Raw genomic sequence first — 25,057 nt, forward strand, 5'->3', positions numbered from 1 at the left:
AAAAAATAATTATTTAAAATTCTATGCTAAAAAATTAAGTAAACGAATTATTAGTATATTTAATTATTTTCTCTTAATTTATCAACATATTCTAAATAAGCAATATGTTCCGCATTTCTTCCATCTTTAAATGGCTCCCCAGTATCTCTAAAAACAAGTTCTAAACGACTCGCAATCATTTGAAGCAAAAAACGAGAAGGAGCGGCCTTAGCAACCGCAAAACTATATGGCTCTTTTAGCTCAGTATTTAGCCCGATATAACCATTCAACCATCCCTGTGAGTTCTCTGCTCGATTCCATATAGCGTTCACATCTTTATCTTTATGAACATACGGAATTAAGCAACCAAATGAATCAAAACCGTTTATACTTTTTGAAGTTAATGCTAAAAGTTCTGGAGTAAAAAGAAGATCTAAAATTTCTTTATTCAATCTAATTCTTAGCATATAATTAGAATTTCCATAAAAATTTGCTTGTTTATAATCCCCAAAATGTCCATAGTTTGGAAACAAATCTCTTCCTCCAGAATTTTCAATCTTATTTAAATTTATTTTGTTAATAACTTTCCAATCTACTTCACCTATATCTTTAGGATATTGATTTCCATTTATTCGCCATTTTAAGAAAGCTTTAACACCTCCATCGCTTTCACCTTGATAAAGATAAAAAAATGGCACATTTTTATTGAAAACCTGTAGTGTATTTTGATCCCAAATGTATTTATATTTTTTATTTGTAGCTAATTTTTTGACAATTTCAATATCTCTTCCATTATCTGCTTTCTTTGAAGGACTTAAATTATTTTCGCACCACCTGTTGACTTCTTCAGCTTTGATTTTTCCAATTATTTTCTTCCAATAATCAATGTCATACTCCTTTTGAGGAGCAGGAACTGCATTAGCCGATATATGATATAGAAAAACGTTTAAAATCAAAAATAAAATTTTAATCTTCTCGAATTTATATTTTTTTTAATTATTCTCATAAAAAATTTCCTTATTATTTTAATTTTAGTAAATTTTAATCCATTTATTATTAAATAAATGGATTATTATTGCAATATTTTTTAAAATAAAATTTATCAATATTATTTTAAAAAAAGTAAAAATCAGAAAATAAAAAATACAGATATATAATATTTATTAATTATATTAATAAATATCCTTTGCATTTTTAAAGTATATCATTATTAATAGACTGTTTAAGAGGGCTAAAAGCGGATCCACCTAAAATATAATTATTAATTATTTAATTACTTTATTTATAATTTCAAATATTAAATTAATTTAATAATAACTAAGTTTTTAATTTACATAAATCGAACGAATTCTAATGATATCATTATCAGATAAAACACGAAATGTCGTCGGATTTGAAATACTATTTTCACCAATTGATATATATGGATACATAACACTATCTCTTTCATTCAAGACATGACCCAATCCTAATACATGCCCTAATTCATGAAGAATAATGCTTTCTAAATCAACATAAAAATGAGTTTTATTATTTAAAGGAACAGTTGTATCACCAAAAATATAGGTATCTCTATTCATACGAATGGATGCTTTGATGATAAATGATCCATTTGAAATATAAATAGTCGTAGCTATTAAATTGGCACTTTTCCCTGTATTTTTAATCCATCCCCCATTTCCATTTGACAGTTGATCAAAATAAATTCCATTTATATTTTGAGAAAACGGCAAATACAAATCATTAAAAGAGTTGCCAGTGAAATTATTAGATCCACTTCTTAAATATATTATTTTCTTTCCAATGGCTTTATTCCAGGTACTTACTGCATTCTCAATTTGTTTGAAGTTAGTTTTATCTTCATCTAAAATTTGATTACTTAAATCTAAAATTATTGGATATTTATATTTTTCACCCCATCCTTTTGAAAAAACAATTGGTTTATCACCATTTGTATTAAAATCATCATATTTAATTTTTAAATCACACGAATATATAATAATTGAATAAATAAATATTAATATTTTCATATAAAAACTCATAAATAGAAATTTAAAGTCTTTAAATAAATTTAAATTTTATATATTTTTTAAATAAAAAAAGGTGTATTCTCTAATTTAAGAATACTGACCCTTTAATTAAAATAATTTATTAGGTATCACTTCCCAAGTATTATCTTGACCTAATGTAGCAACTAAATTGTTTACATTGTATCGATGATTGACTTGAGATGACAGAGTCACAGTTTTTATATCAATAATTATAAATATTTGTTTTTATTTCTAGCAGCAATCCAATAATTTGGAGTTGGTGTAGACTGAAGAATTGATACTCTTAAGACTATAATTAGTAGAAGAAGCAATTGCTTTTTTAGAATAATCTAATATCATAGTTATTTCCTTTTCTAAAAGAATTAAATAAATTAAGGTAACGATTATAACTTCACTGGTGTGATCCCCGAAAAGTGGACGGTTAAATTTCATAATTTTTTTCATACTCTAATGGTGCAAGATAATCAAGGGCAGAGTGCGCACGAATTCGATTATAAAACACCTCAATATATTCTATAATCGAAGATTTTGCTTCTTTTCTAGTAAGAAAATTGCATCGATGTACCAATTCTTTTTTTAGAGTGGAAAAAAATGTTTCTGTAATAGAATTCTCATAGCAGCTATTGCTCATGCTTTGATGAAAATGATTTAATTTTAAATATTTTCTAACTTCTTTACTTGAATATTGTGATCCTTTGTCACTATGAAAAATTATTCCATTTGGAAAATGAGATCTTTTTTTGTATGCCATGTTTAGTGAATTCAAAACAATTTCTCTTTTTAGATTATCTTGCATGCTCCAACCAATTATTGCTCTTGAAAAAGTATCCAATATTATGCACAAATAAACCCAGCCCTCTTTCGTTGGAATATAAGTAATATCGCTGGTCCAAAGTTCGTTGGGCTTATAGGAAGTAAAATCCCCTGAAATTAAATTCGGAAAATGTATCGCTTGCCTATCAACCTTTGTTGTTGTTTTAAATTTAGGTTTGCCGACCCCATTCAGATTTAGTTTCTTCATAATCTTGGATATTCGTTTTTTTCCAACTTTAATAAATGACTTTTTAAGTGTTGATAAAATTCGCCGTCTTCCATATGTACCCCTTGAAGAAGTATGTATTTTTTTTATTTCTTCTTCAAGGCTAAACTCAAATTGATGATTTTTATCTTTACACTCAAGCCATTTATAAAATCCACTTTTAGAAACGCACATTACTTTGCAAAGTAAAAGAATAGGATAATTAAGCTTCTCTAGCAATATAAACTCGTATTTTAATCGAGTTGCTTTGCAAAGAAGCTTGCCGCCTTTTTTAGGATTTCATTTTCCTTTTTTAAAAGCTCGTATTCTCGCTTTAGCTTTTTCAATTCGTCAGAGTTTTTCTTTATATTTGAATTTTCCTTTTCGCCAATAGAACGCTTCCAGCTATTCAGAGTGGGGTAGGAAACCTCAAACTCCCTAGCTATCTGAGCCATGCTTTTAGGGCTATTTTCTAAGACTTCAAGGACTTGGTTTTTAAACTCAAGAGAATATTGACTTTTAACTGATTTCTTCTTTACCATGGGACAACCCTTCTATATGAACGCCTAAGTTCATAGCATATTGTCCACTAAAAGGAATCACTTTATCTTTTTTACTTGCCCCAGAACATTGTATATCATGATCGAAACCATAGTATTCTTTAACAGGTATTTTCTCTTCTAAAAACCTTAAAGCCTTAACATCTCTTGCATAATAAAACCCATAATCATTTAAAAATGCAAATCTGTCACTTTTAACCTCATATAATGTAATAAATAAAACCAAAAAATTATTAAATACAGAAAAAATAAGGATTGTTATGAAAGTAAATTTAAAAATCTTTAAAAATTTTAATAAATATTTATTTTTATTATGAATATAAAATAATTTAAATTTTTCTTTTATAAAAAAGAATGCTTGAACCACAATTGGGACAGTTAAAATATAAATCGGAAATAGAAATCTTTCTTCTTTATGTCCAATCAAACTATGAATAAAAATATAAGAAAAAATCGTCCAAACAAAAATATTTCTGTAATAAATTAAAATACCAGAAATCAGTAATATAAAAAATAATGCATTTAAAGGAGTGATAAAATAATTTGAAAGATAGATAAAATATTGATAAAAAGGATATACTCCAAATTTAGCAGCTACTCCATGAAAAATATTAGATTCTAAATATTTCCAGGGGGTAAACACAAAATGCCCGTAGCAGTAAGAATCTATAAATGTACACAAAATAATACTTAAAATATAGCCTAAACAAAAAATTGATAAAAACTTAATTTTATTATTAATATTAAAAAATGTCCAAGCAATAAATCCAAAAGTAATAAAAATACTTTGAAATCGAGCTTCAAATACTAAACCTGATAAAATTCCAATAAAAAATGCTGGATATAGAGCTATATTTAAATTTTGACCTAATTTTGATAAAGAAATATTCTCGCCTTTTAACGAAAATAATAGAAGAGATAACGCAATTAAATTTAATGATGTAGAAAAATTCTCTGAAGAAGTTCTTGCTGCTAAAAAAGGAAATAAATAAAATAAAAATATAATGAAAATAGAAACTTTCCAAATATTATTACTTTTATAAAATTTAAAAAGAGCTAAGGAAAAAGTCACTTGGGCGAAAAACGCTAAAACTGAAAATTCCAAGCGAAACAAAAAACTCAAAAAAAAGGGGTCTTTTTCAATTCCAAAAACACTAAAAAATTTATAACTTATAAATAATAAAAAGGATTGCAACCAAGGTCTAATTTCAGATGAAAATTCCCAAGCCATTTCACTTGGCGGAATACTATTGATTTTAGAATTAAAAAATTCAATAATTTGAAAATGCTCATCTGCATGATAATAACCAAGAGTATTATATGCAAACAAAATATTTGCAATAAAACCAAATAACAAAATTAAGTAAAAGTAAATTTTATCTGATGGTTTTAATTTAAAATAATTTTCTATATATTTCAATTTAACTCCTATGAATTATAAGAAGTAATTTATAAAAAATTAATTTAAAGCATACTTTCCAATTTGAGATTGATACTTTTTAAATTTAGTTAAAAATCTATCTAAAAATGAACCTAACTCTCCATTAGATGTTTCAATTAAAGCATGTTTAATGTCTTGTGGTTCATAAACAATACCATATAAATAACGATAAAATGTACCATCAGGTTTTATAAAAAATAAAGCTGCGCCGTGAGAATATTCCCCTGTTGACTTATCTAGTTCATAATAAAAATTAAGATCTTTAACTAAGGATTTAATATTTTTATTATCACCCACGAAAAAATCCCACTTTGCGTTATTTTGCCCTGTTTGAGTAGTCCATAATTTATGCTTTTCTTTTGCAAAAGCAGGAGTGTCGCTACTATCAAAACTAATTGTAGCAATGGAAAAACCATTTCCAATAGGCCAATCTAATTTTTTTAGAGCTGATGCTAAATTTACAAATTGAAAAGTACACATAGTTGTGCATTTGTAATAGTTTAAAGTTAAAATAAGAACTTTTTGATTTTTAAAAAGATCCTTTAATGTTTCTTTTTTTCCCTCTTGATTTGTAAATGTTAAGCTTAAATCAATTTTTTGATTTAATTTTTCGTAAATTTCTCCTTGTGGCATATTTTTTTGAAAATCATCTTCAGCTGCATATGATTTTAGCAAGAATAAAAATTGCATGAGAATAATAAATAAAGTAAATTTTACTTTCCATTTTTTTAAAATATTTTTTTTAGAAATAAACATTTTTCATTCCTTTTTCTTTTATACAACTTCACCATAAAAAAGCATTGATTTAAATTTTTGTAAATCAAATGACACTTTATTTTTCATAGCATATTTAAAAGTAATATCTACATTTACACATCATAAAGCGAGAAATGATGTTGCTCAAAAGCTCTTCCCACGCTAATATTTCAAACGCAACCCGTTTTATAAGGGCATCATGAATGAGTCAGAACCTTTCTGGAAATATTGTCATCATTGGATTTGGAAACATAGGTAAAGCTCTCGCTAAAGGGCTGCAAAATATCGCAACAAAAGAGCTTAATATTATTGTCTGTGATAGAGAAGAGCCACGACCCCATGAAAATTACCCTGCAGGTCTTGATTTCAAAAAACTCACTTACTTAAGTTATTCAAACATTACCGAAAAAAATAATACCATTCCTCTCTCGGATAAGGACACCCTTATTTTCTGTGTGAAACCACAAAATTTTGTGGAATCTGTGGAACGTTGGAAGCCCGTATTTTTAGGAAACAAAGGTAATCCACTTGTTATTTCTATACTGGCAGGAACACCTACGGAACTCATCCACAAATATTTTTCTTATGATTGCCCCGTTGTCCGTTGTATGCCAAATATTGCAGCAACTATCGATGCCTCTGCCAGTGTTTTATGTGCTAGTAGCAAAACTCCTAAACATTATTTAGAGAGAGCGAAACTCATTTTTGATGCCGTTGGAAAAACTTGGATTGCCCCTGAAGATCAACTGGATGCCGTCACAGGATTAAGTGGCAGTGGACCTGCCTATATTTACATGGTCATTGAAGCTTTGGCTGATGGGGGCGTTAAAATGGGTTTACCAAGACAGCTTGCCATTGAACTTGCCACACAAACTGTTCTTGGTGCTGCTAAACTTGTGCAAGAAACCAAAGAACATCCTGCTGTTCTAAGAGATCAGGTCACAACTCCCGGAGGAACAACCATAAGCGCCATCCATGAGCTTGAAAAATGTGGATTAAGACCCATGCTTATTTCTGCGGTTGTCACAGCTTCAGAAAAAAGCGCTTCTTTGGCAAAAGTGGTTGAAGAAAAAATAAGAAAACAACAATAAATTAATTTAGGAGCCTCAATCTGAATTATTCTCCTCGTTCATTTTATAATTCAGTTACTTTGTTATTTTAAAGGAAACCCCAATATTTTCATTTTAATTCCTAAAACTTTTACTTTAGTATTGACGGTACTTTCTTTTTTATTCCCATTTTTAATTCTAATTTTCCAATCCCCTTTTGAATTTTCTTCATAAAAAGTGTTTGTTAAATAACCCATTGTCTTTTCTACTACATCAAGACTATTTCCAGGATATTTCCGACTGATATCTGAGTCTTTCGTATTATTAGATATTAATGAATTTGCTGGATATAATATTGTACTCACTGTCCCACTAGGAGAAATCAATTCAATGCTTATGCCATCGGCTTTATCTGCATCTATTGTAGGAAGTAAATTGATAGCTTGAATTGATAGATTATCTAAAACATTCAAAGTAAATGTCTCATTCATTTCACCTTCATTAATGAGGATTGGCTCAGAATAATCCTGCTTTATTTCTTTGTTTTCTATTTTTTTTCCTGCATAGGGATATTTTTTTGTACCTCGCATAATCTCTTTTGTCATGGCAATTGCTTTAGAGGCATCAACGAGTCCAAATCCATAAGCATGATGAAAATAATTATCTGCTTTATTTTTTACCCATTGTTTAAACCAAGGCTCCCAATATTGATTAGAAGAATCAAATATATTTAATACCTTAAGCATTCTCATAATACCTGGTATTTGATCGGGTTCTAAAATTTCTCTATTTGCTGTTTTAGCTAAAATATACTTAATTTCCCATAATTTTAAATTTGGATTTGCTTCAAGCATAAGAGCAATAACACCACTTACCATAGGAGTTGCAGCTGAAGTTCCTATAAACGAAGCAGTATAATTATAACCTCTGTTTTCAGGATATTTTTCATCATCTTTATCAAATTCATATTGAGAATTTGAATTTTTTCTTCCTGGGATTGTTGTGGAGATGATTGCAGGATCTGTTTCTGGGTCAGAAGTTCTAAAAATGGGATCCGAGGTTTTGCGCATTCTATAACCACCTCCAAATCCTGTAATCCAAATATCAGACCCCACACTTGAATAGGAACTCGCCTCTCCATGAGAAGTAGCAGCAGCAACAACAATATTAGTTGGAGTAGATTTGACGTAATCAAAAGAAGACTGATGAGCACGCATTCTTTTAAAAACTTCTATTTGCATTGCTGTAACATTAAGAGGATCTATATTATCAAAAACATCCATAAGATCTATTTTGTTTTCTTTAGCATATGCTTCAATATAATTTGTGCAAAATGAGCTATTGCCTCCACTTTGAACCACAATAATATTGTCAGATAATTGATTGCTAATATTTTTATCAAACTCTGTTTTATAATATGTTGAGGTGAAACTAAAACAATGGAATCCATAACTCCTATTAATAAAGTTATAATTTCTTCCAAGATATTGTAATAATATCTCTTTTTCATCTTCAGAAAGCACGGAATTTCTTTCTAATACATTAATGCTTCCCATTTTTACTCCTGGGGCAACACCTCGAAAACCATTTTTTTCATTTATAGAACCCCCTATAACTCCAGCAACTTCTGTCCCATGGGCATTCGTGTCTTTTGTAATTTCTATACTATCTTTTAAAGTAAATTTAGGACCTGTTATATCTAAAGGATCTCTTATATCTAAAGAACCAGCTTTAATATTTTTATTTAATAAATCCGAATGACTGAAATCTACAGCACTATCTGCAATTAATGCCTTTACGTCTTTTCCCGTTTCTACTACATTTGATAAATTTAAGTCAACCCCTGGCTTTGCTTCATTATCCGAGTAGGCTTTTTGTCCTGTATTATGCAAATGCCACATTTGATCGTATATAATTTTGTTATTATTTTGCTTACTCAGATCGTTATTGCCTAAACTCCTACTACTTGAATCCTCATTTAACAAAATTTTATTTGATAAAACATCATTTGGAATCTTATTACTACAAGACTCTATTGTTATTAATATGATTAAAAATTGAATATACTTTCTAATAATCATTGTTATATTTCCTTTTCAGATGGAATATCTAAATCCAGTTCAACGGAAACTAATGAGGAGTTTAATTTTAAATTTTTTAATATTTCTAATAAATTAGAGTTTTTCTTTGCTCTTAAAAACATCATTTTATCGTCTGGAAAATTTTTAATTATTTTTACATGATAAGCATTTTGAAAATACTGAATGTCTCCAATTTGATTTTTATATTTTATAATATAACTACCATTTGAATAAAAAATGGTGTCATTATTTTTATTTATAACTAATAATTTTTTGTCATAATTTAAGTTTCGGTAGGAATTTGAAGATGATTTATAAACATTGTCATTATCTTGCCACAAATACTCTTTATTTTTATTTTTAATATTGTTTAATTTAATTACAGTGACATTATCTACAAAATAAAATTTTGAATTATTGGATAACTTTGTTAATGAATTTTTCTTTAATAAATTAAAGAAATCTTTTTGACTTTTATAAGTTGTTTTAACATATTTATTTTCATCATAATTCAAATAATTTCCAAATACATCTATTTCATTTTTCTTATTTAAATTATTTTCTTTAATTGAATTTTTTTTACTTATAATATCACCTTTTTCAGTCGAAATTTTATTTGAATCATTATTTTCTTTCAGATTATTTTTAGCTATATTATTTTCATCTTTTTCTGAAAATTTATCTTTTTTCCCGAAATAAAAAATTAATAATAAAAATAAAAAAACAGTGAATATATATAATATTATTTTTTTAACTTTCACAATATATCTCCTATTTTGATTCAATTACATATATTCGGAATTATATTTTTTTTTTTATTTTTCTCAATAAGAATCCAAGCTTCAATCAAAAATGCAAGATCATATTAAAAATAATTAATATGTCAATTTTTATGAAAAATTAAAAACGTCAATATATTTTCTTTTTGTAATCTTATCTATTCTCGAGGTCACAGTGCAAAATTGAATCGGAGTGGATATTTATGTTATGCCCACGCTCATCAGCATGCGACGGAGCTGGCCTTGGAAAATCTGCTGGAAGGAACCAAAATTAAATAATTATTTCATTATATCATTTGTCAAAAAAATCACTTAAAAAATATTATTAAAAAAAAATAGATTAATATTCCTCTTTCCTTTAAACCATATAGATATGATATAAAAAGATAGAACTTATCTTTTTATATCTCTGATTTTTACCAAATGCTGAAATATTTAGCTAAGGGGCAATTGAAATTATGAATATTCTAGTCATTAACAGCGGGAGCTCATCCCTTAAATTCCAAATCATTGAAACCGATCAAAATATGATAGACGGTTCAAGCGATAAGGTAAAAGTAAAAGGCTTGATCGATCGCATTGGCACACAAGCACTTGCCAAAATTGCTGTCACCAACGGAATTGAAGTGAAAGAATCCATCGCTATTCGCGATCACTCCGCAGCTCTCGATTATATTTTTCGTAAAATCACTTCAGGGACTTTAAATATCGAGGGCATATTTTCCCTTTCCGATATTCATGCGGTTGGTCACCGTGTTGTTCATGGTGGCGAAAAGTTTTCAAAATCGGTTCTTGTCGATAAAAGTGTTTTAAAAGAAATTGAAGACTGTATCGATCTCGCACCTCTGCACAATCCTGCAAATTTAAAAGGCATACAAGCCACTCTTGCGCTTTTCGGTGAAAAAGTTCCCCATGCTGTCGTATTTGATACCGCTTTTCATTCATCAATTCCTGAAGTAAATTATTTATACGCGTTACCTTACCAATACTATCGCCGCTATCGTATTCGTAAATATGGTTTTCATGGCCTTTCACACCGTTACGTAAGCTACCGCTACCGTCGTATTGTTTCCTTAGAGCGTGATCAATTAAATTTAATCACTATTCACCTAGGAAACGGCTGTTCTATTTGCTCTATTAAAGGTGGTAAATCATTTGATACCTCTATGGGCTTCACTCCTTTAGCTGGACTTATTATGGGAACACGCGCTGGAGATATTGACGCATCTATCCCTGAATTTTTAGCTCATAAAGAAGGAATTTCTTTATCAGATATAGATATTTTATTAAATAAAGCATCTGGGCTTTTAGGAATATCAGGCCTGACAAATGACATGCGCGAATTGCTTGATGAAGAAAGAGAACACCACGACAGACGTGCCACTCTCGCCATCGATATGTTTACCATGAGAATTAAACACTATATTGGTGCTTACCTCGCACAAATGGGCGGAGCCGATGCTATTTTATTTACAGGTGGTATTGGTGAAAACTCTTCAGAAGTACGTAGAAGAATTTGTACTGATTTAGGGTTTTTTGGTATTGAATTAAATGAAGAAGCAAATAAACAAAAATGCTTTGGAGCCGAAGGAAATATTTCTACAGAGAATAGCAAAATAAAAGTTTGGGTTATCCCAACAAACGAAGAACTTATGATCGCCCGCGATACTTTTAGATGCGTGGCAGGCCTGCCCGTTTAATAAATATGAAAATCAAAATAACTCATTGTATATTTTAATGATGATATTTAATTATTAAATATCATCACTTTCTTAAATCATAAAAAAATTAAATCAATTACACCCTCACTTCAAATTATAATCTTTCTTCATTAAAATTTTATCAATTTCACCATTTTTAATAGCTACTTCAATTTTCCTATCGTATTCATCAAGAATTTTCTGTGCATTCGGAAAATTTTTTCTAATACAAAGCTTAAATAGACTTTTATTTTGCTTTATAAATGCAATTTTCTTTATTTTAATATTATCTAATAATTCTTTTTTTATTATATATTTAATATTTATTTCATGAGCTCCAAGAAAAACATCTGCTCTATTAGCATTTAGCATTTAGCATTTAGCATTTAGCATTTAGCATTTAGCATTTAGCATTTAGCATTTTAAGGGTATTAATCAGACTTGGTAAAAAATATACATTTTCTCTACTTTTTTCATCTATATATAAATTTTCCTTAGTCCAAGCATTACCAATATAGTCGATTAATCGAATTTTTTTTAAATCATCAATACTTTTAATATTTTCAATTTCTTTTAATTTTGGACTTTTTATTGAATAAGCATAGCCTAGTGAAGCTTCGTAAGATGTATTTTTCTGAAAGAAAAGAAATTCATCTCTTTTCTTATTAAATAAAGTGATATGAGCATCAAACTCACCCTTTTTAACCATTTCTTGAGCTCTCTCCCAAGGAAAACCTTCTTGAATCACTTTATACCCCATTTTTTTACCTAGAATTAATTCTGCTATATCAATAAAAATTCCATTAATTTTGTTGTTTTCAGTATAAGATAAAGGAGGATAGTCTTGATAATAAGCAATTTTAATTGTCTTAATATTAGATTCTAAAGAATTAGCATTAACAGCACTTATTAAAAATAAAAAAAGAACAATATTTCTTATCTTTAAATTTATTCTTATTATTGTCATTAATAACCCCCTAAAGTGATTCCTTTTAGTGGACAATATGCTATGAACTTAGGCGTTCATATAGAAGGGTTGTCCCATGGTAAAGAAGAAATCAGTTAAAAGTCAATATTCTCTTGAGTTTAAAAACCAAGTCCTTGAAGTCTTAGAAAATAGCCCTAAAAGCATGGCTCAGATAGCTAGGGAGTTTGAGGTTTCCTACCCCACTCTGAATAGCTGGAAGCGTTCTATTGGCGAAAAGGAAAATTCAAATATAAAGAAAAACTCTGACGAATTGAAAAAGCTAAAGCGAGAATACGAGCTTTTAAAAAAGGAAAATGAAATCCTAAAAAAGGCGGCAAGCTTCTTTGCAAAGCAACTCGATTAAAATACGAGTTTATATTGCTAGAGAAGCTTAATTATCCTATTCTTTTACTTTGCAAAGTAATGTGCGTTTCTAAAAGTGGATTTTATAAATGGCTTGAGTGTAAAGATAAAAATCATCAATTTGAGTTTAGCCTTGAAGAAGAAATAAAAAAAATACATACTTCTTCAAGGGGTACATATGGAAGACGGCGAATTTTATCAACACTTAAAAAGTCATTTATTAAAGTTGGAAAAAAACGAATATCCAAGATTATGAAGAAACTAAATCTGAATGGGGTCGGCAAACCTAAATTTAAAACAACAACAAAGGTTGATAGGCAAGCGATACATTTTCCGAATTTAATTTCAGGGGATTTTACTTCCTATAAGCCCAACGAACTTTGGACCAGCGATATTACTTATATTCCAACGAAAGAGGGCTGGGTTTATTTGTGCATAATATTGGATACTTTTTCAAGAGCAATAATTGGTTGGAGCATGCAAGATAATCTAAAAAGAGAAATTGTTTTGAATTCACTAAACATGGCATACAAAAAAAGATCTCATTTTCCAAATGGAATAATTTTTCATAGTGACAAAGGATCACAATATTCAAGTAAAGAAGTTAGAAAATATTTAAAATTAAATCATTTTCATCAAAGCATGAGCAATAGCTGCTATGAGAATTCTATTACAGAAACATTTTTTTCCACTCTAAAAAAAGAATTGGTACATCGATGCAATTTTCTTACTAGAAAAGAAGCAAAATCTTCGATTATAGAATATATTGAGGTGTTTTATAATCGAATTCGTGCGCACTCTGCCCTTGATTATCTTGCACCATTAGAGTATGAAAAAAATTATGAAATTTAACCGTCCACTTTTCGGGGATCACACCAGGTGTTTTCATTTAATCTATTTGTCACTATTTATTAATTAATTAGTAATTAATTTACACAAAAATAACAATAAAAAAAACACTTAATTTTATTAATAAATATCCGAATAAAAATATAGATTTTAAAAGAAATTATAGATTTTTATGGAGTTTAATATGAATTATAGTTTCAAGTTAATTATTTTTTTCATATTATTTTTTAGTATTTACTTATTAATTTCCATTTTTTATAAAGCACATGCTGAAAACAATGTGACTATGGGATCTCCTCCAAATGTTATTCAATATGATCACTCAAAAGGATTGATGGAAAGATAAAACTCAATCACCTTTCTATTCCAGGAACAGATGATTCTGCTTCATTATATGGAGGCGATATGCTTCAAACCCCATCCTTATCAATACAGAATCAGCTTAAGGCAGGAATAAGAGTTTTTTGATCTTCGTCTAAATGTTTCTGGAAGAAAATTTTTTTAAAACAATGGAAAATCATAGTTCAAATACAGAAGTTGATTTTTTTGGAAATACATACACACCTTCCGATAATTCTAAATGCGCCCAGAATTGTAATGATTTAAATTTAAATAAAGTTTATGAATCTTTAATTGCGGTTAATGTCAGAAAAAACCATGAATTAAACAAAGAATTTTCTTTAATAAACCTTAAAATTATTACTGAAATGCGACAAGAAATGAAAGATGAATTTAATAAATTTTTAAATAATTGGATTAATTTAAAAGACGATAAAATTATTTATCCTTCTTTACAAAGACAAAAATATCAAACTGTTAATGACCTACCTGCAAATGCTAATAAAAATCAAAAATTAACCTATGTACTTGGCTTACCAATAACTATTAATGGTATAGTATATATAAACCCAAACCCTGATTCCTCTTTACAATATGACTATATTATATCCAATAGCTTAGGTGATAGTTTCAAAGGCACAGGTGATAGAGTTGGCTTAATAAATTCTACAGCTATTTTTAAGAATGAAAGAGAATATTCATTTCGCGCTTTTATACTACCATTGAGAGGGTATAGAAAAGATTTTAAGTATGAGCAAACATTGCAATATGGTATTTCCGATCTTGATGTTGAAGAATTAAAAGCTCCTCCCGGTTCTTTGGGATGGATAAATCAAAGAGCTCATTGTTTTGTAGAACCCAATGTGACCCTTTACTCTAAATCGATTCATGCTAAAAATATTCCAATTGCTTGCGGACTTTCTGGTTCAACAAATTTAGCAATAACATCACTTTTTGCGTATAATATAAATCTTTCAGAAAAAGAGATGCGTTTATTTCTTCTGCAAGCATGGTCTATTTTATCAATAGATACAGGGCATTCCTTACAAGAGGTTTTGTCTACTGCGAAACTCATTGCAATTTATTATAATGCCTTATTAAAGCAACACGATACAGAATATAAATATCTTATCAATTATTTTCCGAAAAATACATTAAATAATTTAAATTTGATTACAAAAGAAATTCGACCTCTTGATGAAAACAACGAAATTACTGACACTTTTAAATGGGATTCCATTGAGACTAAAATATTTAAATTTGATTCTGATTCAAAAACATCTCCTAAAAAACGGTTTGTGTTTGCTACTGAATATGGAAAAGAAAAAAAATATCAAGAGTTAACAGCTGAAGAAAAAAGTGAAAGAATAGAATTTGAATATTATTTCAAACAATATGATGAACTAAATGCTAACAACGCTTATTTTGGAGCATATTACGATAGTTTCTTTAAACACATTAATCCTTCATCCATTAATAATATAAGGTTAGAAGCACAAAAGTCATTTAAAAATTACTTCAACCGAAGTTGTTTTATTAAATAATTTAAATTTCTATAAAATCAAGACCCGTATACGACAGTTTGTATGTAATATGTAGTAATTTTAACACCTGTGAAATTTAATTATTCGCTTCTTTTATTGTTTTTTTGAAGAGTTTTACGTATTGTTCAAAGGAGCCACCAGGGGCATTCCAATCAAAAGTCTTTGCATTGGTGATTAATTTTTTTTGAACTATTATTTTTTCAACTTCTGATAAGGAATTCCATTGAGTTAAAGCATCGTTTACACTGGATTTTAAATTAAAAATAGTGCTTGAAGTGCTTTTTAAATCTACTTCAAAAGGGATACAAGTAAAATTGTGAATATCAAAGCCTTTACCAAAGGGATTTGTGCATTGGTCAATCAATCCTTCTCTATAAGAAGAAATTGTCGCACTTCCTAAGCTGAGACCTTCAGCAGGAACAAGACCTGCTGCTTCTAATTTAGAAGGTACTAAAGTAAAATCTGACGCAAAGCGAATCAATCTCCCTTTAGAAGCCCCTACAGAAGGTAATATGGCCAATTGATCTTTATCAAAGTCTTTATAAAATTTAATCAATCCTTTAAATTTAAGATCTTTTGCGACATCTTGAACAGCAAGAATTTCGGGTGGCAACTTGCCACCCGTAGTACCCATGACGACAACTTGTCCATGATGATTTGTTACAATATCTTTCGCAAATTCAGCTAATACATCAATCCCTTTATTATCCGCAAATCTTCCAACATAAACAAATAAAGGCAAAGTTGGAGAACCAATAATTCCATTATCAAATAGAATTTTTTTAGTTTCTTTTTTCCGCATTTCATAGTTGGAATAATCTTTTGCTACCACTTGATTACCCAAAATCTCTGTCGAAGTGATATCAAAATTTTTGAAAAAAATACCATTATTAATTCCGACAAATCGACCTTGACTTTTTGCTATTTTAAATGCCTTTGAAATATCTTTTTCAGTTGATGGCCAAAAACTAGGATTAGTGACTTCACTTTCAGTTGTTTTGGATACAAAATTTACCATATGACTTGTTTCAACAGCTAATGAGACTCTATTGTACTTATTAGTTTTTAATGGTTTTTCTAAGCCAAGTCTTTCAAAAGGTTTTAAATCGCCTGTATTTCCAGGGTGATTATCATGTATTGTAGATAAAACTCCTACTTTTGCTAATGAAACAGCAGCTCTTTTATCATTTAATTTTAATTGAAGAGGATTTGCAATAGAAATGATTTTACTATTTATATGTAAAACGTCAAAAAACTCATTGCCAGACTCACCTTTAAAAAAGGTTGCAAAACTTGTTAAAGCACCAGTATAATATAACCATCCTACATTATTTCCAAATACAGAATAGACTTTGCTTTGATTAACAATATCAAAAATATCCCATCCTGAAAGAATATTTCCTTTAGTATTTGTAAAACTAAAAGTAGGATCTGGTTGAACAAGATATTGAATCAAATCTTTTTCAATAAGTTTATAAATAGTTGACTTATATATTTTTCCATCTAAATAATGCGGAAGAAAACCCACAAAAGTTACTTTATTTAAATATTGAGATTTTAATATATCATAAAATGGAGAAACTAAAGCAGCATCAATTTTATCTGAAGCTGCCGAGTTTTTCAGAGAGTCTAATTCCGCATTTAATATCCCATATATATATTCACCAATTCCGCCTAAACGAGCATTTGGGGCTTCAAATGCGCCTAAAACAACTCTAATATAATGATCATTTTTAACAGGTTCTTTTAAGTTATCAGATTTAATATAAGATTTTTCTAAAAACTCACTACCTTTACAATTATCGCAAACAAGATGTAGAAAATTTTCTTTTGAAAAATCAATCGATTTAATAAAATCCAATTTTGAAAATAAATTTAATTTTTCAGATTCATTATTTGAATAAGCAATAGAAGATCTTCTTATAATTTCATCTTTTATTTCAAAAGCTAATTTAAGATATAATTTATTTTTATCTTTTTTTAGTAATAAATTATCATATAAATTTACTAAATCTTGATCATTAATAGAATAAAAGTTAAAATCACTTTGTTTTATTTTTTCTTCTTTTTTATCTATTAATTCATCTAACCTAGATAATAGAATTGTATTTGCAGTCTTATCTTTAGTACTTTCTTCTATAGGAGTATTTAAAATTTCTGATTTACTACAAGAATATGCTAAACTAGATAATCCTAATAATGTTATTATTCCATATCTTATTTTCATAAAGCTACTCTCCCTTTTTTGTAATTTATGTTTTGGCTCTCAATTCAGTTGAGAAATGATTAAAGTAAATTTTTTAACAATATTTTCTTTAGGCTTACTGGGATTTTCGGTCACGTTCAAGCTCCTTTTCAAACCGTATAAAGTGACAGTTTGGATATGGTTCTTACGGGAAAGTATAGGCAAACTCAATCACAAATTAAATTTTCTTATAATTTCGCGCTCTTTTTATGATATAAGTATCAGCTAGCTAATCTATTAAATATTCTTTCTTAGATAAAAAGAGTTAGCTAAAAAATGAGAGTTTACGGTTAAAATTTAATTTTGTAATTAATTATTTTAAATTTTTATAAAATATTTTAAAAAAACATATTATTATAAAATATGCTATTATTAGCTATATTATTATAATGATATTCTCGCAAGAAAGACTATTAAAGTAGTAAAGAAAAATTATATTTATTCAATCTGCCATGAAAGTACTCCAACAAAGCGATTCTCAGAAAATCTCTACCAAAAGGTATGCAAGTAAAATTGAGAATATCAAAGCCTTTACCAAGTAGGTTTGAACATTGATCAATACTTCTTGAAAATTTTTATTATTTAGTTCATTATATTTTTTAAACTCGTCTTAAAGATTCATAATAATTTTAAGAGCAGTCGATTTTTCTAACCTATTTCTAAAGGAAACAGAAATGAGCCGATTTTTAAAGCTATTAATCTCTATTTCTATAGGAGTTTTCGTATCTGATTATTGTTTTGCACTTAATGTTGGAGAGCCAGCTCCTTTATTTTCATTAAAAAATCAAAATGACAAAGTGATTTCATTGAAAGAAAATAAAGATAAAACTTGGACGGTCGTTTATTTTTATCCCAAAGCGGGAACACCGGGATGTACCACACAAGCATGTGCTTTTCGAGATTCCATTAAGCTGATTACAAATCAAGGTGTGGTTGTTTATGGTGTGAGTACTGACAGTGTTACATCAATAAAGAATTTTTATGAAAAACATCATCTGAATTTTGATCTGTTAAGCGATGAAGATGGTAAAACTTCGGTAGCCTATGGAACAAAAATGCCTCTTTTGACTATGTCCAAAAGAGTTACTTTTATTGTTGATGATAAATTAATAGTTAGAAGCATTGAAGAGAATGTAGATCCTGCACTTGATGCGAAAAAAGTTTCAGTTAAAATAAAACAATTGCGTGCAGCAAAATAAAATTTGTTAAATTGTTAAAATTTACTTTTGATAATTCAAAGTTACTATAAGCTGTTTGAGAAGCTGTTAAGAATAAATCTAAGCCCATTTTATCTTCACTAGACGTATGATGAGATTGGTTTTTTAATAACTTAATTACAATAGTACAAAATACATCTATAATTAAGTTTAATTTATTATTTAATAATATAAATATCTTTTATAAAAAATCAGAGAAAAATTCAGCTCAAAGCTAAAGTTAAGGCCACAGCGTGTGCAATATCTTCCGCAGATGCACCACGCGATAAATCAGAAAATGGCTTAGCAGCACCTAGCAAAATGGGTCCCCAAGCCTCTGCCCCCCCAATACGCTGGGTAATTTTATAGCCAATATTTCCGGAATCGAGATCAGGGAAAACAAAAACATTGGTTTTCCCTTGCACTTTTCCATTTGGATTTTTTCGTTTTGCGACGCTAGGAACACAGGCTGTATCAAACTGCACTTCACCTTCAGCCATAATTAAAGGATATTTCTCAGAAAATAATTTATAAGCATTTCTCACTTTTTCCACATCGGGATGCTCTGCACTCCCTACAGTTGAAAAACTTAAAAAAGACAAGCGAGGCTCAGTGCCACTCCAAAAGGCAAAGGCTTCTTGGGACAAATAAGCAATATCCATAAGCTCAGCACTGCTAGGTTGCGGAATGACACCACAGTCTGAAAATAAAACAAGGCTTTCACCCCCGGGCGTTGCTTTTGGTAAAGCTAATAAAAAAGCGCTGGTAATCACTTTGGTTTGTGGTTTTAATCCCACTGTCGCTAAAGCAGCGCGAATAACATGTGCCGTCGAATTCACACAGCCAGAAACAACAGCATCCACTTCTCCCAAATACAGTTTGGCGCCTCCCTCGAAAGTAGGATCCGTTGCTAAAACTTCAATTTTACTTGATAAGGATTTTCCTTTTTTTTCTGCAATTTTATGCATGACATCTAAAGTTTTTTGCTTATTATTTTCAGATTCTTTTACATTTCCTAAATAACATTGAATATTTAATTCATTTTTTAGCATAGCTGCTGCTTTAATAACACGTTCGTCTTCACCTTCTGGTAAAGAAATTCTTTTATTTTTTGCCCGTGAAAAAATATTTTCCTTTGCTGCTTCCGTCAGTGTTTCAAATAGCATATTATTTCCCTTCATTTTATTTAAAGAATAACCATCACCCCTGATAAGATACGAATATCAATACCAAATTTATTCTTTAAAAACAATAACATCATTTAAAAATGATTAAAAATAATATCAATAATTTTATATACGTTGTTACTTTTTAGGAAAGAGACTTCACCAAAAAATGATTTATTATTTTTTATCTACATGAATAATATCGAGCGCTTTAGGGGCTTGCGTTTTCGCTCTTTTCTTTTTTGTGAGACAAATAACCACACCGACATCGGTTACGGTATTTTGTGATATAAACACGGATAATAGATTTGCTCTTTGCAAAATCATATACATACCTAATCCGGCACTGACGTTTTGCTGTCCTAATTGATGAAAATCAGGAGTTCCTGTCTTAAAAATAAATTTTACATATTTAGACATAATGGCAGGATTTAATCTTCCAAAATTGTCGCGGACGGAAATGGCTAAATCTTTGCCATTAAAACCCCATTCCAATTTTACAACTTCATCTTTTTCAAGTTCAACAGGAACCGTTCTCGGTTTTTTTTCATGTTTAGGGTTAGCATCCCAAATCGCATTCATCAGCAACTCTTCCTGTATTTCTACAGCGTATTGTGATAACACCGGATTTTGGCCACCAATAATGGGCTCAATCTGTGCAAAAAACTTTTCCAACTCTTCAGCGTATTTTAATCTTTGCCGGGAATCAGAAACTTCAAATGTTTTAATAATTGGTAAATCTATACCTTGAATATTTTGCACATTATCCATGGGAATAAGGGAACGAACACCGGTGATATTTCCATTATCATTCCCTTTTTTTAAAGACCACTGCCGCATGAGAGCTTGTTTCACACGATCGACAAGAAAATCATTTTCATTGTAAACAACATAGTGATTGAAGCCTTCAATATCAGCTTGTCCCTTAAACTCAGGAATTTTAGTTACGTTAGCAACCAACATATTTGTAGCAGAAGTAGATTTTTTGGTATGATCATCTGTTAAATAAATATCGCAATCGTTTTCGTTTTCAGATAAATTAAAATTATTTTTAATCATATCCTGAAGAGGCTGTTTTATACTTTCATCAGAAAGAGTAAGATAAACTTTAAAGTTCTTCAAGGGAATCTCCTCGTCCTACATATGTATGCTCTGTTTCGATCTTATTTAAAAGATCTTAACCCGAAGGATGTCAAAATCACAGAGCAACGTTAGGCAAAAGGAGTTAGAGCTAAGCATTACGTTTTAAAATCACACCAAAAAATCCGTCAATATCGTCTGGGTTTCCGCTATAGATAAGCAGTTCATTATCACGAGTCACATATTTTTTATAAAAATCATGAATACGATCCTGAGGATTTATTTTTTCAAAATTTTGATGTTTTTCTAAAAAGGAAGATATTTGATTAATTGTTTCTTCTAGTTCAAAACTACACACGATATAAATTAATTCCCCTCCAATGGCGACATTCTTAGCAAGGCCATCCAAAAGGCGCGTCTGTTCTAATGCACAATTTTGAATATCATTTAATGTACGTAACCATTTGATTTCAGGATGCCTACGAATAACACCCATGGCTGAACAGGGAGCATCCAGCAGAATTTTTTGAAATATTTTGCCTTGGCACTGCTCAACCACATCACCATGGAGGATTTGAACCCCTTCAAGCCTCATACGAGAGAAGTTTTCCCTTAATATTTTAAGACGCTTTTGCGCAAAATCACAAACTGTTAAATTTTGAGGTTCCACACCACTTTCCCAAAGATAAATAGATTTTCCTCCGGGAGCGGCACAGGCATCGAGGCAGGAGTCCGTAGGGGAAGCTTGTACCAAGCTTGTTGCCAACTGAGCCGCTTCATCTTGAACAATGTAACAGCCCTTTTGAAAGGCTTCACACTCTTTAAACTTCGGTAAGGTTTCAATTCTTAAAGCTCCGGGCATGGGACGCCATGAGCTTTCGATGGATTGTGTTTTGAGCAAATAAGTGGCCAAATCACTTTCACCTTCCGGTAAAGGATTGCGTGTAATGAGTTTCAAAGAGTTTTTAGGAATGCGATTGTTATTTGACAACAGATATTCAAACCGCTCTAATGATAGTTGTTTATACCAACGCTCCACCATCCACTGAGGAAAGGAGTGGTGCATAGAATAATAATCGACAGCTTGTGTTACTTTATCTGGTTTAGGGAAATATTCTGATTTTTTAGCAACACGACGTAAAATAGCATTTACCAAAGAAGCCGCATTGGGAACACCGACTTGCTTTACGGCTTCCACAGTCTCCGAAACAGCAGCTCTTTCAGGCACTCTATCCATATAATATATTTGATATGTTCCAATACGTAAGGCATTTGCGACGCGAGGATCCAGGCTTGAAAAAGAACGATCAAGCATATGGGACATAATCCAATCCATCTTTGCCAGCCATCTTAAAGAACCAAAAACCATTTCATAGATAAAAGCCTTATCTAGAGGGCGTAAATTCGGATAATTGGCAAAGAGCTTTTCGAGGGCAACGTCAGAATGGATATTGCGGGTTAAAACGTGTGTTAAGGCATCAATGGCAATTGCCCTTGTGAGCGAGCCAGAGCGTGTTGACATAGTTTAAACTCCAAAAAAATTGATCTTTGAATTTTCACTCTTGCCTAGGAATGTTCAAAGTTTGGCATAATAATTGGTTTAAGAGCTTCTTCGGTGTTGCAGTTTAAGCACTTCCAGGCAAAAGAAGAATAAAAAGAGCTGCATTTTTCACAATAATGAGAAGAATAGCCAATGCGCGCCGCTTCATCCTGTTTTGCAACAAAATTAAAATAGCTTGGACTTTCTCCTAATATAGCAAGTACATCACTTAAAAACCTGCTTTTTTTCAGCTCAGGTGAGTTCTGTATCAGAAGAGAAGCGTGAAAGATAGATGCCCAAAGGTATTTTTGTGTATTTAAATCAATTTTATCTTTGTTCAGAACGCGAGTGAATTCGCTTTTTACGATGGCATAACTTTCAATGGCCTCACGCTCGTCACTTATTTTGGATATGATTACAGATAAGTATTTTGCTCCTGCGACAGGAGAAACTGTAGTATTTTTATATATTTGAACTAGAGCTTCGAGATCTGCAGCTAAAGCAGTCCACATCATTTTGGGGTCATGGACTACTTTTTGCCATAAATCCTGACTTGTCGTTTGCCATAAAAGCATCAGAGCACGTCCTGAACTGCGTTCCCAGCGCAGGGCATTTCGTGCAAGTTCAATGGCTTTTTCAAGCTTTTCATTTTCTAAAAGCTGCATTTCTCCAATATGACATAAGGAATGCGCAATTTTAATTCTTAATTTATGATCGTGAGATCCTTTGTAAATTGACAATGCAGCATATAATTTATCTGGAAAAAAACCTTGAGAACAAATTTTTAGAATATGTTCTAATACTTCATAATTATGAGGAGTTCTGCGTAACAATTCCATAGCCGTATCAAAGGCACGTACATGAAGGCCAAGTGATGAATAAACTTGAGACAATTCAAAAAGAGCGCGGTGGGTTTCTTGTTTAGAAACATTTTGATGAGTTAATATCTCAATATACATTTTAACAGCGTCTTTTGTATTTCCTATTTGAAAAAAATTTCTCGCAAGAACAAAAGCTTCAGAAATATATATAAAATTATAATTGCCCGAAACACTCATTCCCATTTCTATTTCTTTAATTTCTTCTTGTTCGGATTCTTCTGACACTCCTAATATTTTCAAATGAACTGAAATTTTTGATTCTAGTTTTTTACCTTCAGGAGCATAATGAGCACTTTTGCGAAAACGTCTTCGAAAAGTACGCCATAAAGAAGGAAAAAGAATGCCCAGAACAATGCCAACGGATAAACCGGCTCCCACAAAAAAGCTGGCTTCAAAAGTATCCCACATCGGCATACCTTCAGCGCTTAATGTGGTCATTTGTCTCGTCAACGTGATCTCCTTATTTAAGCTATTTTGAAAGCCTAGCATACGCTTTAAGCTTTGTCGTCTCTTCATTAGCCTTTATGATTAATATTATGTAGTTTAGTTTTTGCAATGTTATGACCACTTCAAAATGGTATGACTTGATTTATCTCAATCATAAGGGGGAATTGATGAATGTAACAGCTCCACAGCAAAATAATAAATCAATTATAATTATTATTCCAGCCCGTTTTGCTTCAACTCGATTGCCTGGTAAACCCCTTTTAAAAATAGGCTCTAAAAGTATTATTTCACATGTTGCTACACGTGCAAAAACATTAGCAGAAAGACTTTCAACTCTCAATAATGTGAATTCCGTAAATTTAATTGTCGCAACAGATCATCAAGACATATTCCAAGAAGTCACAAATATAGGAGTCAATGCAACAATGACTTCTTCTCATTTGATAAATGGAACGGAAAGAGTCTATGCTGCGGCAATATCCTTAAAAGAGAAAATTCAAATATCAGATCACGATTTAGTCATTAATATTCAAGGTGATGAACCTTTTTTTTCCATTGATGATGTTGAAAATTTAGCAAAAAAAATGCTTGAAAATACTCTAGTTCCTTTGGGTACACTCGCTTATAAAAGAAATGATGTTGATTTATTTTTTTCAAGTTCCGTGGTGAAGGTTGTACGCGATAATTCTCTTTTTGCACTCTATTTTTCAAGAGCTCCCATTCCATTCCCAAAGGAACTTCTTGGCGCAACAGGACATGATTGGGTACAAAAAATTTCACTTATTAAAGAAAATATTTCCTTTTTGCATCATGTCGGTGTTTACGCTTTTCAATTTGAAGCTCTTTGCCAGTTTGCAGGGCACTTAAAACACAGCAGACTTGAGGAATTAGAAAGTCTTGAGCAATTACGCGCTCTGCAATCAGGTTGGAAAATACTTGTCAATGACGCCACATCAGAACCATTTGGTATTGATACCCCCGAAGACTTAGAGAAAGCAAATGTCTATTTAAAAAATAATTTATAAA

General features: G+C 30.4%; 23 protein-coding genes. 8 read left to right on the plus strand and 15 right to left on the minus strand.

The features are described 5' to 3' along the window. Nucleotides 1-59: 59 nt before the first annotated feature. From AXG55_RS11200 to AXG55_RS11225, 6 genes are all read right to left on the minus strand, one after another. On the minus strand, nt 60-935 hold the full coding sequence (locus AXG55_RS11200; RefSeq protein ID WP_148698207.1) for a hypothetical protein: 876 nt from the start codon (nt 933-935) through the stop codon (nt 60-62). Between the two features lie 369 nt (nt 936-1,304). Further along, nucleotides 1,305-2,009, minus strand: coding sequence for a matrixin family metalloprotease (locus tag AXG55_RS11205; protein ID WP_233231173.1), 705 nt, complete (start codon nt 2,007-2,009; stop codon nt 1,305-1,307). A 442-nt stretch (nt 2,010-2,451) separates the two neighbouring features. Then, nucleotides 2,452-3,288 carry an IS3 family transposase gene (locus AXG55_RS11210; RefSeq protein ID WP_148696237.1) on the minus strand — a complete coding sequence of 279 codons (837 nt, stop codon included), beginning with the start codon at nt 3,286-3,288 and terminating at the stop codon, nt 2,452-2,454. A gap of 14 nt (nt 3,289-3,302) precedes the next feature. After that, on the minus strand, nt 3,303-3,590 hold the full coding sequence (locus AXG55_RS11215; RefSeq protein ID WP_148696238.1) for a transposase: 288 nt from the start codon (nt 3,588-3,590) through the stop codon (nt 3,303-3,305). Then, a complete protein-coding gene (locus AXG55_RS11220; RefSeq protein ID WP_233231174.1) occupies nt 3,568-5,028 on the minus strand; it encodes a glycosyltransferase family protein in 1,461 nt (486 codons plus the stop codon). Before AXG55_RS11220 ends, AXG55_RS11215 begins: the two co-directional genes overlap by 23 nt. A 39-nt stretch (nt 5,029-5,067) precedes the next feature. Further along, on the minus strand, nt 5,068-5,805 hold the full coding sequence (locus AXG55_RS11225) for an SCO family protein (protein ID WP_148698210.1): 738 nt from the start codon (nt 5,803-5,805) through the stop codon (nt 5,068-5,070). A 203-nt stretch (nt 5,806-6,008) separates the two neighbouring features. Between AXG55_RS11225 and proC the strand changes: the two genes are divergently transcribed. Beyond that, the gene (proC, locus tag AXG55_RS11230) at nt 6,009-6,896 is read left to right on the plus strand and encodes a pyrroline-5-carboxylate reductase (RefSeq protein WP_148698211.1); all 888 of its coding nucleotides are present in this window, start codon (nt 6,009-6,011) and stop codon (nt 6,894-6,896) included. 62 nt (nt 6,897-6,958) lie between these two features. On the opposite strand, the gene AXG55_RS11235 is transcribed toward proC, so the two are convergent. Both AXG55_RS11235 and AXG55_RS11240 read right to left on the minus strand, forming a co-directional pair. Next, on the minus strand, nt 6,959-8,935 hold the full coding sequence (locus AXG55_RS11235) for a S8 family serine peptidase (RefSeq protein WP_148698212.1): 1,977 nt from the start codon (nt 8,933-8,935) through the stop codon (nt 6,959-6,961). Nucleotides 8,936-8,937: 2 nt separating this feature from the next. Next, nucleotides 8,938-9,696, minus strand: coding sequence for a hypothetical protein (locus AXG55_RS11240; RefSeq protein ID WP_148698213.1), 759 nt, complete (start codon nt 9,694-9,696; stop codon nt 8,938-8,940). 476 nt (nt 9,697-10,172) lie between these two features. On the opposite strand from AXG55_RS11240, the gene AXG55_RS11245 reads away from it, so the two are divergent. Beyond that, nucleotides 10,173-11,414, plus strand: a complete 1,242-nt coding sequence (locus AXG55_RS11245) for an acetate kinase (RefSeq protein ID WP_148698214.1) — start codon at nt 10,173-10,175, stop codon at nt 11,412-11,414. Between the two features lie 105 nt (nt 11,415-11,519). On the opposite strand, the gene AXG55_RS11250 is transcribed toward AXG55_RS11245, so the two are convergent. Both AXG55_RS11250 and AXG55_RS11255 read right to left on the minus strand, forming a co-directional pair. Further along, nucleotides 11,520-11,786 carry a hypothetical protein gene (locus tag AXG55_RS11250; protein ID WP_148698215.1) on the minus strand — a complete coding sequence of 89 codons (267 nt, stop codon included), beginning with the start codon at nt 11,784-11,786 and terminating at the stop codon, nt 11,520-11,522. Between the two features lie 28 nt (nt 11,787-11,814). After that, a complete protein-coding gene (locus AXG55_RS11255; protein ID WP_148698216.1) occupies nt 11,815-12,381 on the minus strand; it encodes a substrate-binding periplasmic protein in 567 nt (188 codons plus the stop codon). Nucleotides 12,382-12,457: 76 nt separating this feature from the next. Here AXG55_RS11255 and AXG55_RS11260 point away from each other — a divergent pair, with 76 nt between their 5' ends. The 4 genes from AXG55_RS11260 to AXG55_RS11270 all read left to right on the plus strand — a co-directional run bounded on the left by AXG55_RS11260 (nt 12,458) and on the right by AXG55_RS11270 (nt 15,476). Continuing rightward, on the plus strand, nt 12,458-12,745 hold the full coding sequence (locus tag AXG55_RS11260) for a transposase (RefSeq protein ID WP_148696238.1): 288 nt from the start codon (nt 12,458-12,460) through the stop codon (nt 12,743-12,745). Nucleotides 12,746-12,759: 14 nt separating this feature from the next. Continuing rightward, nucleotides 12,760-13,596, plus strand: a complete 837-nt coding sequence (locus AXG55_RS11265; protein WP_148696237.1) for an IS3 family transposase — start codon at nt 12,760-12,762, stop codon at nt 13,594-13,596. A 181-nt stretch (nt 13,597-13,777) separates the two neighbouring features. Continuing rightward, the gene (locus tag AXG55_RS14895; protein ID WP_233231175.1) at nt 13,778-13,939 is read left to right on the plus strand and encodes a hypothetical protein; all 162 of its coding nucleotides are present in this window, start codon (nt 13,778-13,780) and stop codon (nt 13,937-13,939) included. 163 nt (nt 13,940-14,102) lie between these two features. Beyond that, the gene (locus tag AXG55_RS11270; RefSeq protein ID WP_148698217.1) at nt 14,103-15,476 is read left to right on the plus strand and encodes a hypothetical protein; all 1,374 of its coding nucleotides are present in this window, start codon (nt 14,103-14,105) and stop codon (nt 15,474-15,476) included. A gap of 76 nt (nt 15,477-15,552) precedes the next feature. On the opposite strand, the gene AXG55_RS11275 is transcribed toward AXG55_RS11270, so the two are convergent. Next, nucleotides 15,553-17,703 (minus strand): glycosyltransferase, encoded by a 2,151-nt coding sequence (locus AXG55_RS11275; RefSeq protein ID WP_148698218.1) that lies wholly within the window; start codon nt 17,701-17,703, stop codon nt 15,553-15,555. Between the two features lie 692 nt (nt 17,704-18,395). Here AXG55_RS11275 and AXG55_RS11280 point away from each other — a divergent pair. After that, nucleotides 18,396-18,920, plus strand: coding sequence for a peroxiredoxin (locus AXG55_RS11280; RefSeq protein WP_148698219.1), 525 nt, complete (start codon nt 18,396-18,398; stop codon nt 18,918-18,920). A 221-nt stretch (nt 18,921-19,141) separates the two neighbouring features. Here the strand turns inward: AXG55_RS11280 and AXG55_RS11285 are convergent, their stop codons facing one another. The 4 genes from AXG55_RS11285 to AXG55_RS11300 all read right to left on the minus strand — a co-directional run bounded on the left by AXG55_RS11285 (nt 19,142) and on the right by AXG55_RS11300 (nt 24,034). Further along, on the minus strand, nt 19,142-20,083 hold the full coding sequence (locus tag AXG55_RS11285; RefSeq protein ID WP_233231176.1) for a phosphate acyltransferase: 942 nt from the start codon (nt 20,081-20,083) through the stop codon (nt 19,142-19,144). Between the two features lie 177 nt (nt 20,084-20,260). Next, nucleotides 20,261-21,205: a hypothetical protein gene (locus tag AXG55_RS11290; RefSeq protein ID WP_148698221.1), complete on the minus strand. Its 945-nt coding sequence runs from the start codon at nt 21,203-21,205 to the stop codon at nt 20,261-20,263. Between the two features lie 109 nt (nt 21,206-21,314). Further along, nucleotides 21,315-22,685, minus strand: coding sequence for a 16S rRNA (cytosine(967)-C(5))-methyltransferase RsmB (rsmB, locus tag AXG55_RS11295; protein WP_148698222.1), 1,371 nt, complete (start codon nt 22,683-22,685; stop codon nt 21,315-21,317). A gap of 44 nt (nt 22,686-22,729) precedes the next feature. Continuing rightward, nucleotides 22,730-24,034, minus strand: coding sequence for a hypothetical protein (locus AXG55_RS11300; RefSeq protein WP_148698223.1), 1,305 nt, complete (start codon nt 24,032-24,034; stop codon nt 22,730-22,732). Between the two features lie 164 nt (nt 24,035-24,198). On the opposite strand from AXG55_RS11300, the gene kdsB reads away from it, so the two are divergent. Then, complete coding sequence (gene kdsB, locus AXG55_RS11305) at nt 24,199-25,056, plus strand: 3-deoxy-manno-octulosonate cytidylyltransferase (protein ID WP_233231177.1); 858 nt, start codon at nt 24,199-24,201, stop codon at nt 25,054-25,056. Nucleotide 25,057: the final 1 nt, after the last annotated feature.

It is taken from the genome of Silvanigrella aquatica (genome assembly GCF_001907975.1).
GTDB lineage: Bacteria > Bdellovibrionota_B > Oligoflexia > Silvanigrellales > Silvanigrellaceae > Silvanigrella > Silvanigrella aquatica.

Excerpts from the sequence above, each read along its gene's own strand:
- AXG55_RS11260 (WP_148696238.1), top strand. The coding sequence starts at position 12,458 with ATGGTAAAGAAGAAATCAGTTAAAAGTCAATATTCTCTTGAGTTTAAA.
- AXG55_RS11245 (WP_148698214.1), top strand. The coding sequence starts at position 10,173 with ATGAATATTCTAGTCATTAACAGCGGGAGCTCATCCCTTAAATTCCAA.
- proC (WP_148698211.1), top strand. The coding sequence starts at position 6,009 with ATGAGTCAGAACCTTTCTGGAAATATTGTCATCATTGGATTTGGAAAC.
- AXG55_RS11285 (WP_233231176.1), bottom strand. The coding sequence starts at position 20,083 with ATGCTATTTGAAACACTGACGGAAGCAGCAAAGGAAAATATTTTTTCA.
- AXG55_RS11255 (WP_148698216.1), bottom strand. The coding sequence starts at position 12,381 with ATGACAATAATAAGAATAAATTTAAAGATAAGAAATATTGTTCTTTTT.
- AXG55_RS11215 (WP_148696238.1), bottom strand. The coding sequence starts at position 3,590 with ATGGTAAAGAAGAAATCAGTTAAAAGTCAATATTCTCTTGAGTTTAAA.
- AXG55_RS11205 (WP_233231173.1), bottom strand. The coding sequence starts at position 2,009 with ATGAAAATATTAATATTTATTTATTCAATTATTATATATTCGTGTGAT.
- AXG55_RS11225 (WP_148698210.1), bottom strand. The coding sequence starts at position 5,805 with ATGTTTATTTCTAAAAAAAATATTTTAAAAAAATGGAAAGTAAAATTT.
- AXG55_RS11280 (WP_148698219.1), top strand. The coding sequence starts at position 18,396 with ATGAGCCGATTTTTAAAGCTATTAATCTCTATTTCTATAGGAGTTTTC.
- kdsB (WP_233231177.1), top strand. The coding sequence starts at position 24,199 with ATGAATGTAACAGCTCCACAGCAAAATAATAAATCAATTATAATTATT.
- AXG55_RS11250 (WP_148698215.1), bottom strand. The coding sequence starts at position 11,786 with ATGCTAAATGCTAATAGAGCAGATGTTTTTCTTGGAGCTCATGAAATA.
- rsmB (WP_148698222.1), bottom strand. The coding sequence starts at position 22,685 with ATGTCAACACGCTCTGGCTCGCTCACAAGGGCAATTGCCATTGATGCC.
- AXG55_RS11235 (WP_148698212.1), bottom strand. The coding sequence starts at position 8,935 with ATGATTATTAGAAAGTATATTCAATTTTTAATCATATTAATAACAATA.
- AXG55_RS11270 (WP_148698217.1), top strand. The coding sequence starts at position 14,103 with ATGGAAAATCATAGTTCAAATACAGAAGTTGATTTTTTTGGAAATACA.
- AXG55_RS14895 (WP_233231175.1), top strand. The coding sequence starts at position 13,778 with ATGAATTATAGTTTCAAGTTAATTATTTTTTTCATATTATTTTTTAGT.
- AXG55_RS11275 (WP_148698218.1), bottom strand. The coding sequence starts at position 17,703 with ATGAAAATAAGATATGGAATAATAACATTATTAGGATTATCTAGTTTA.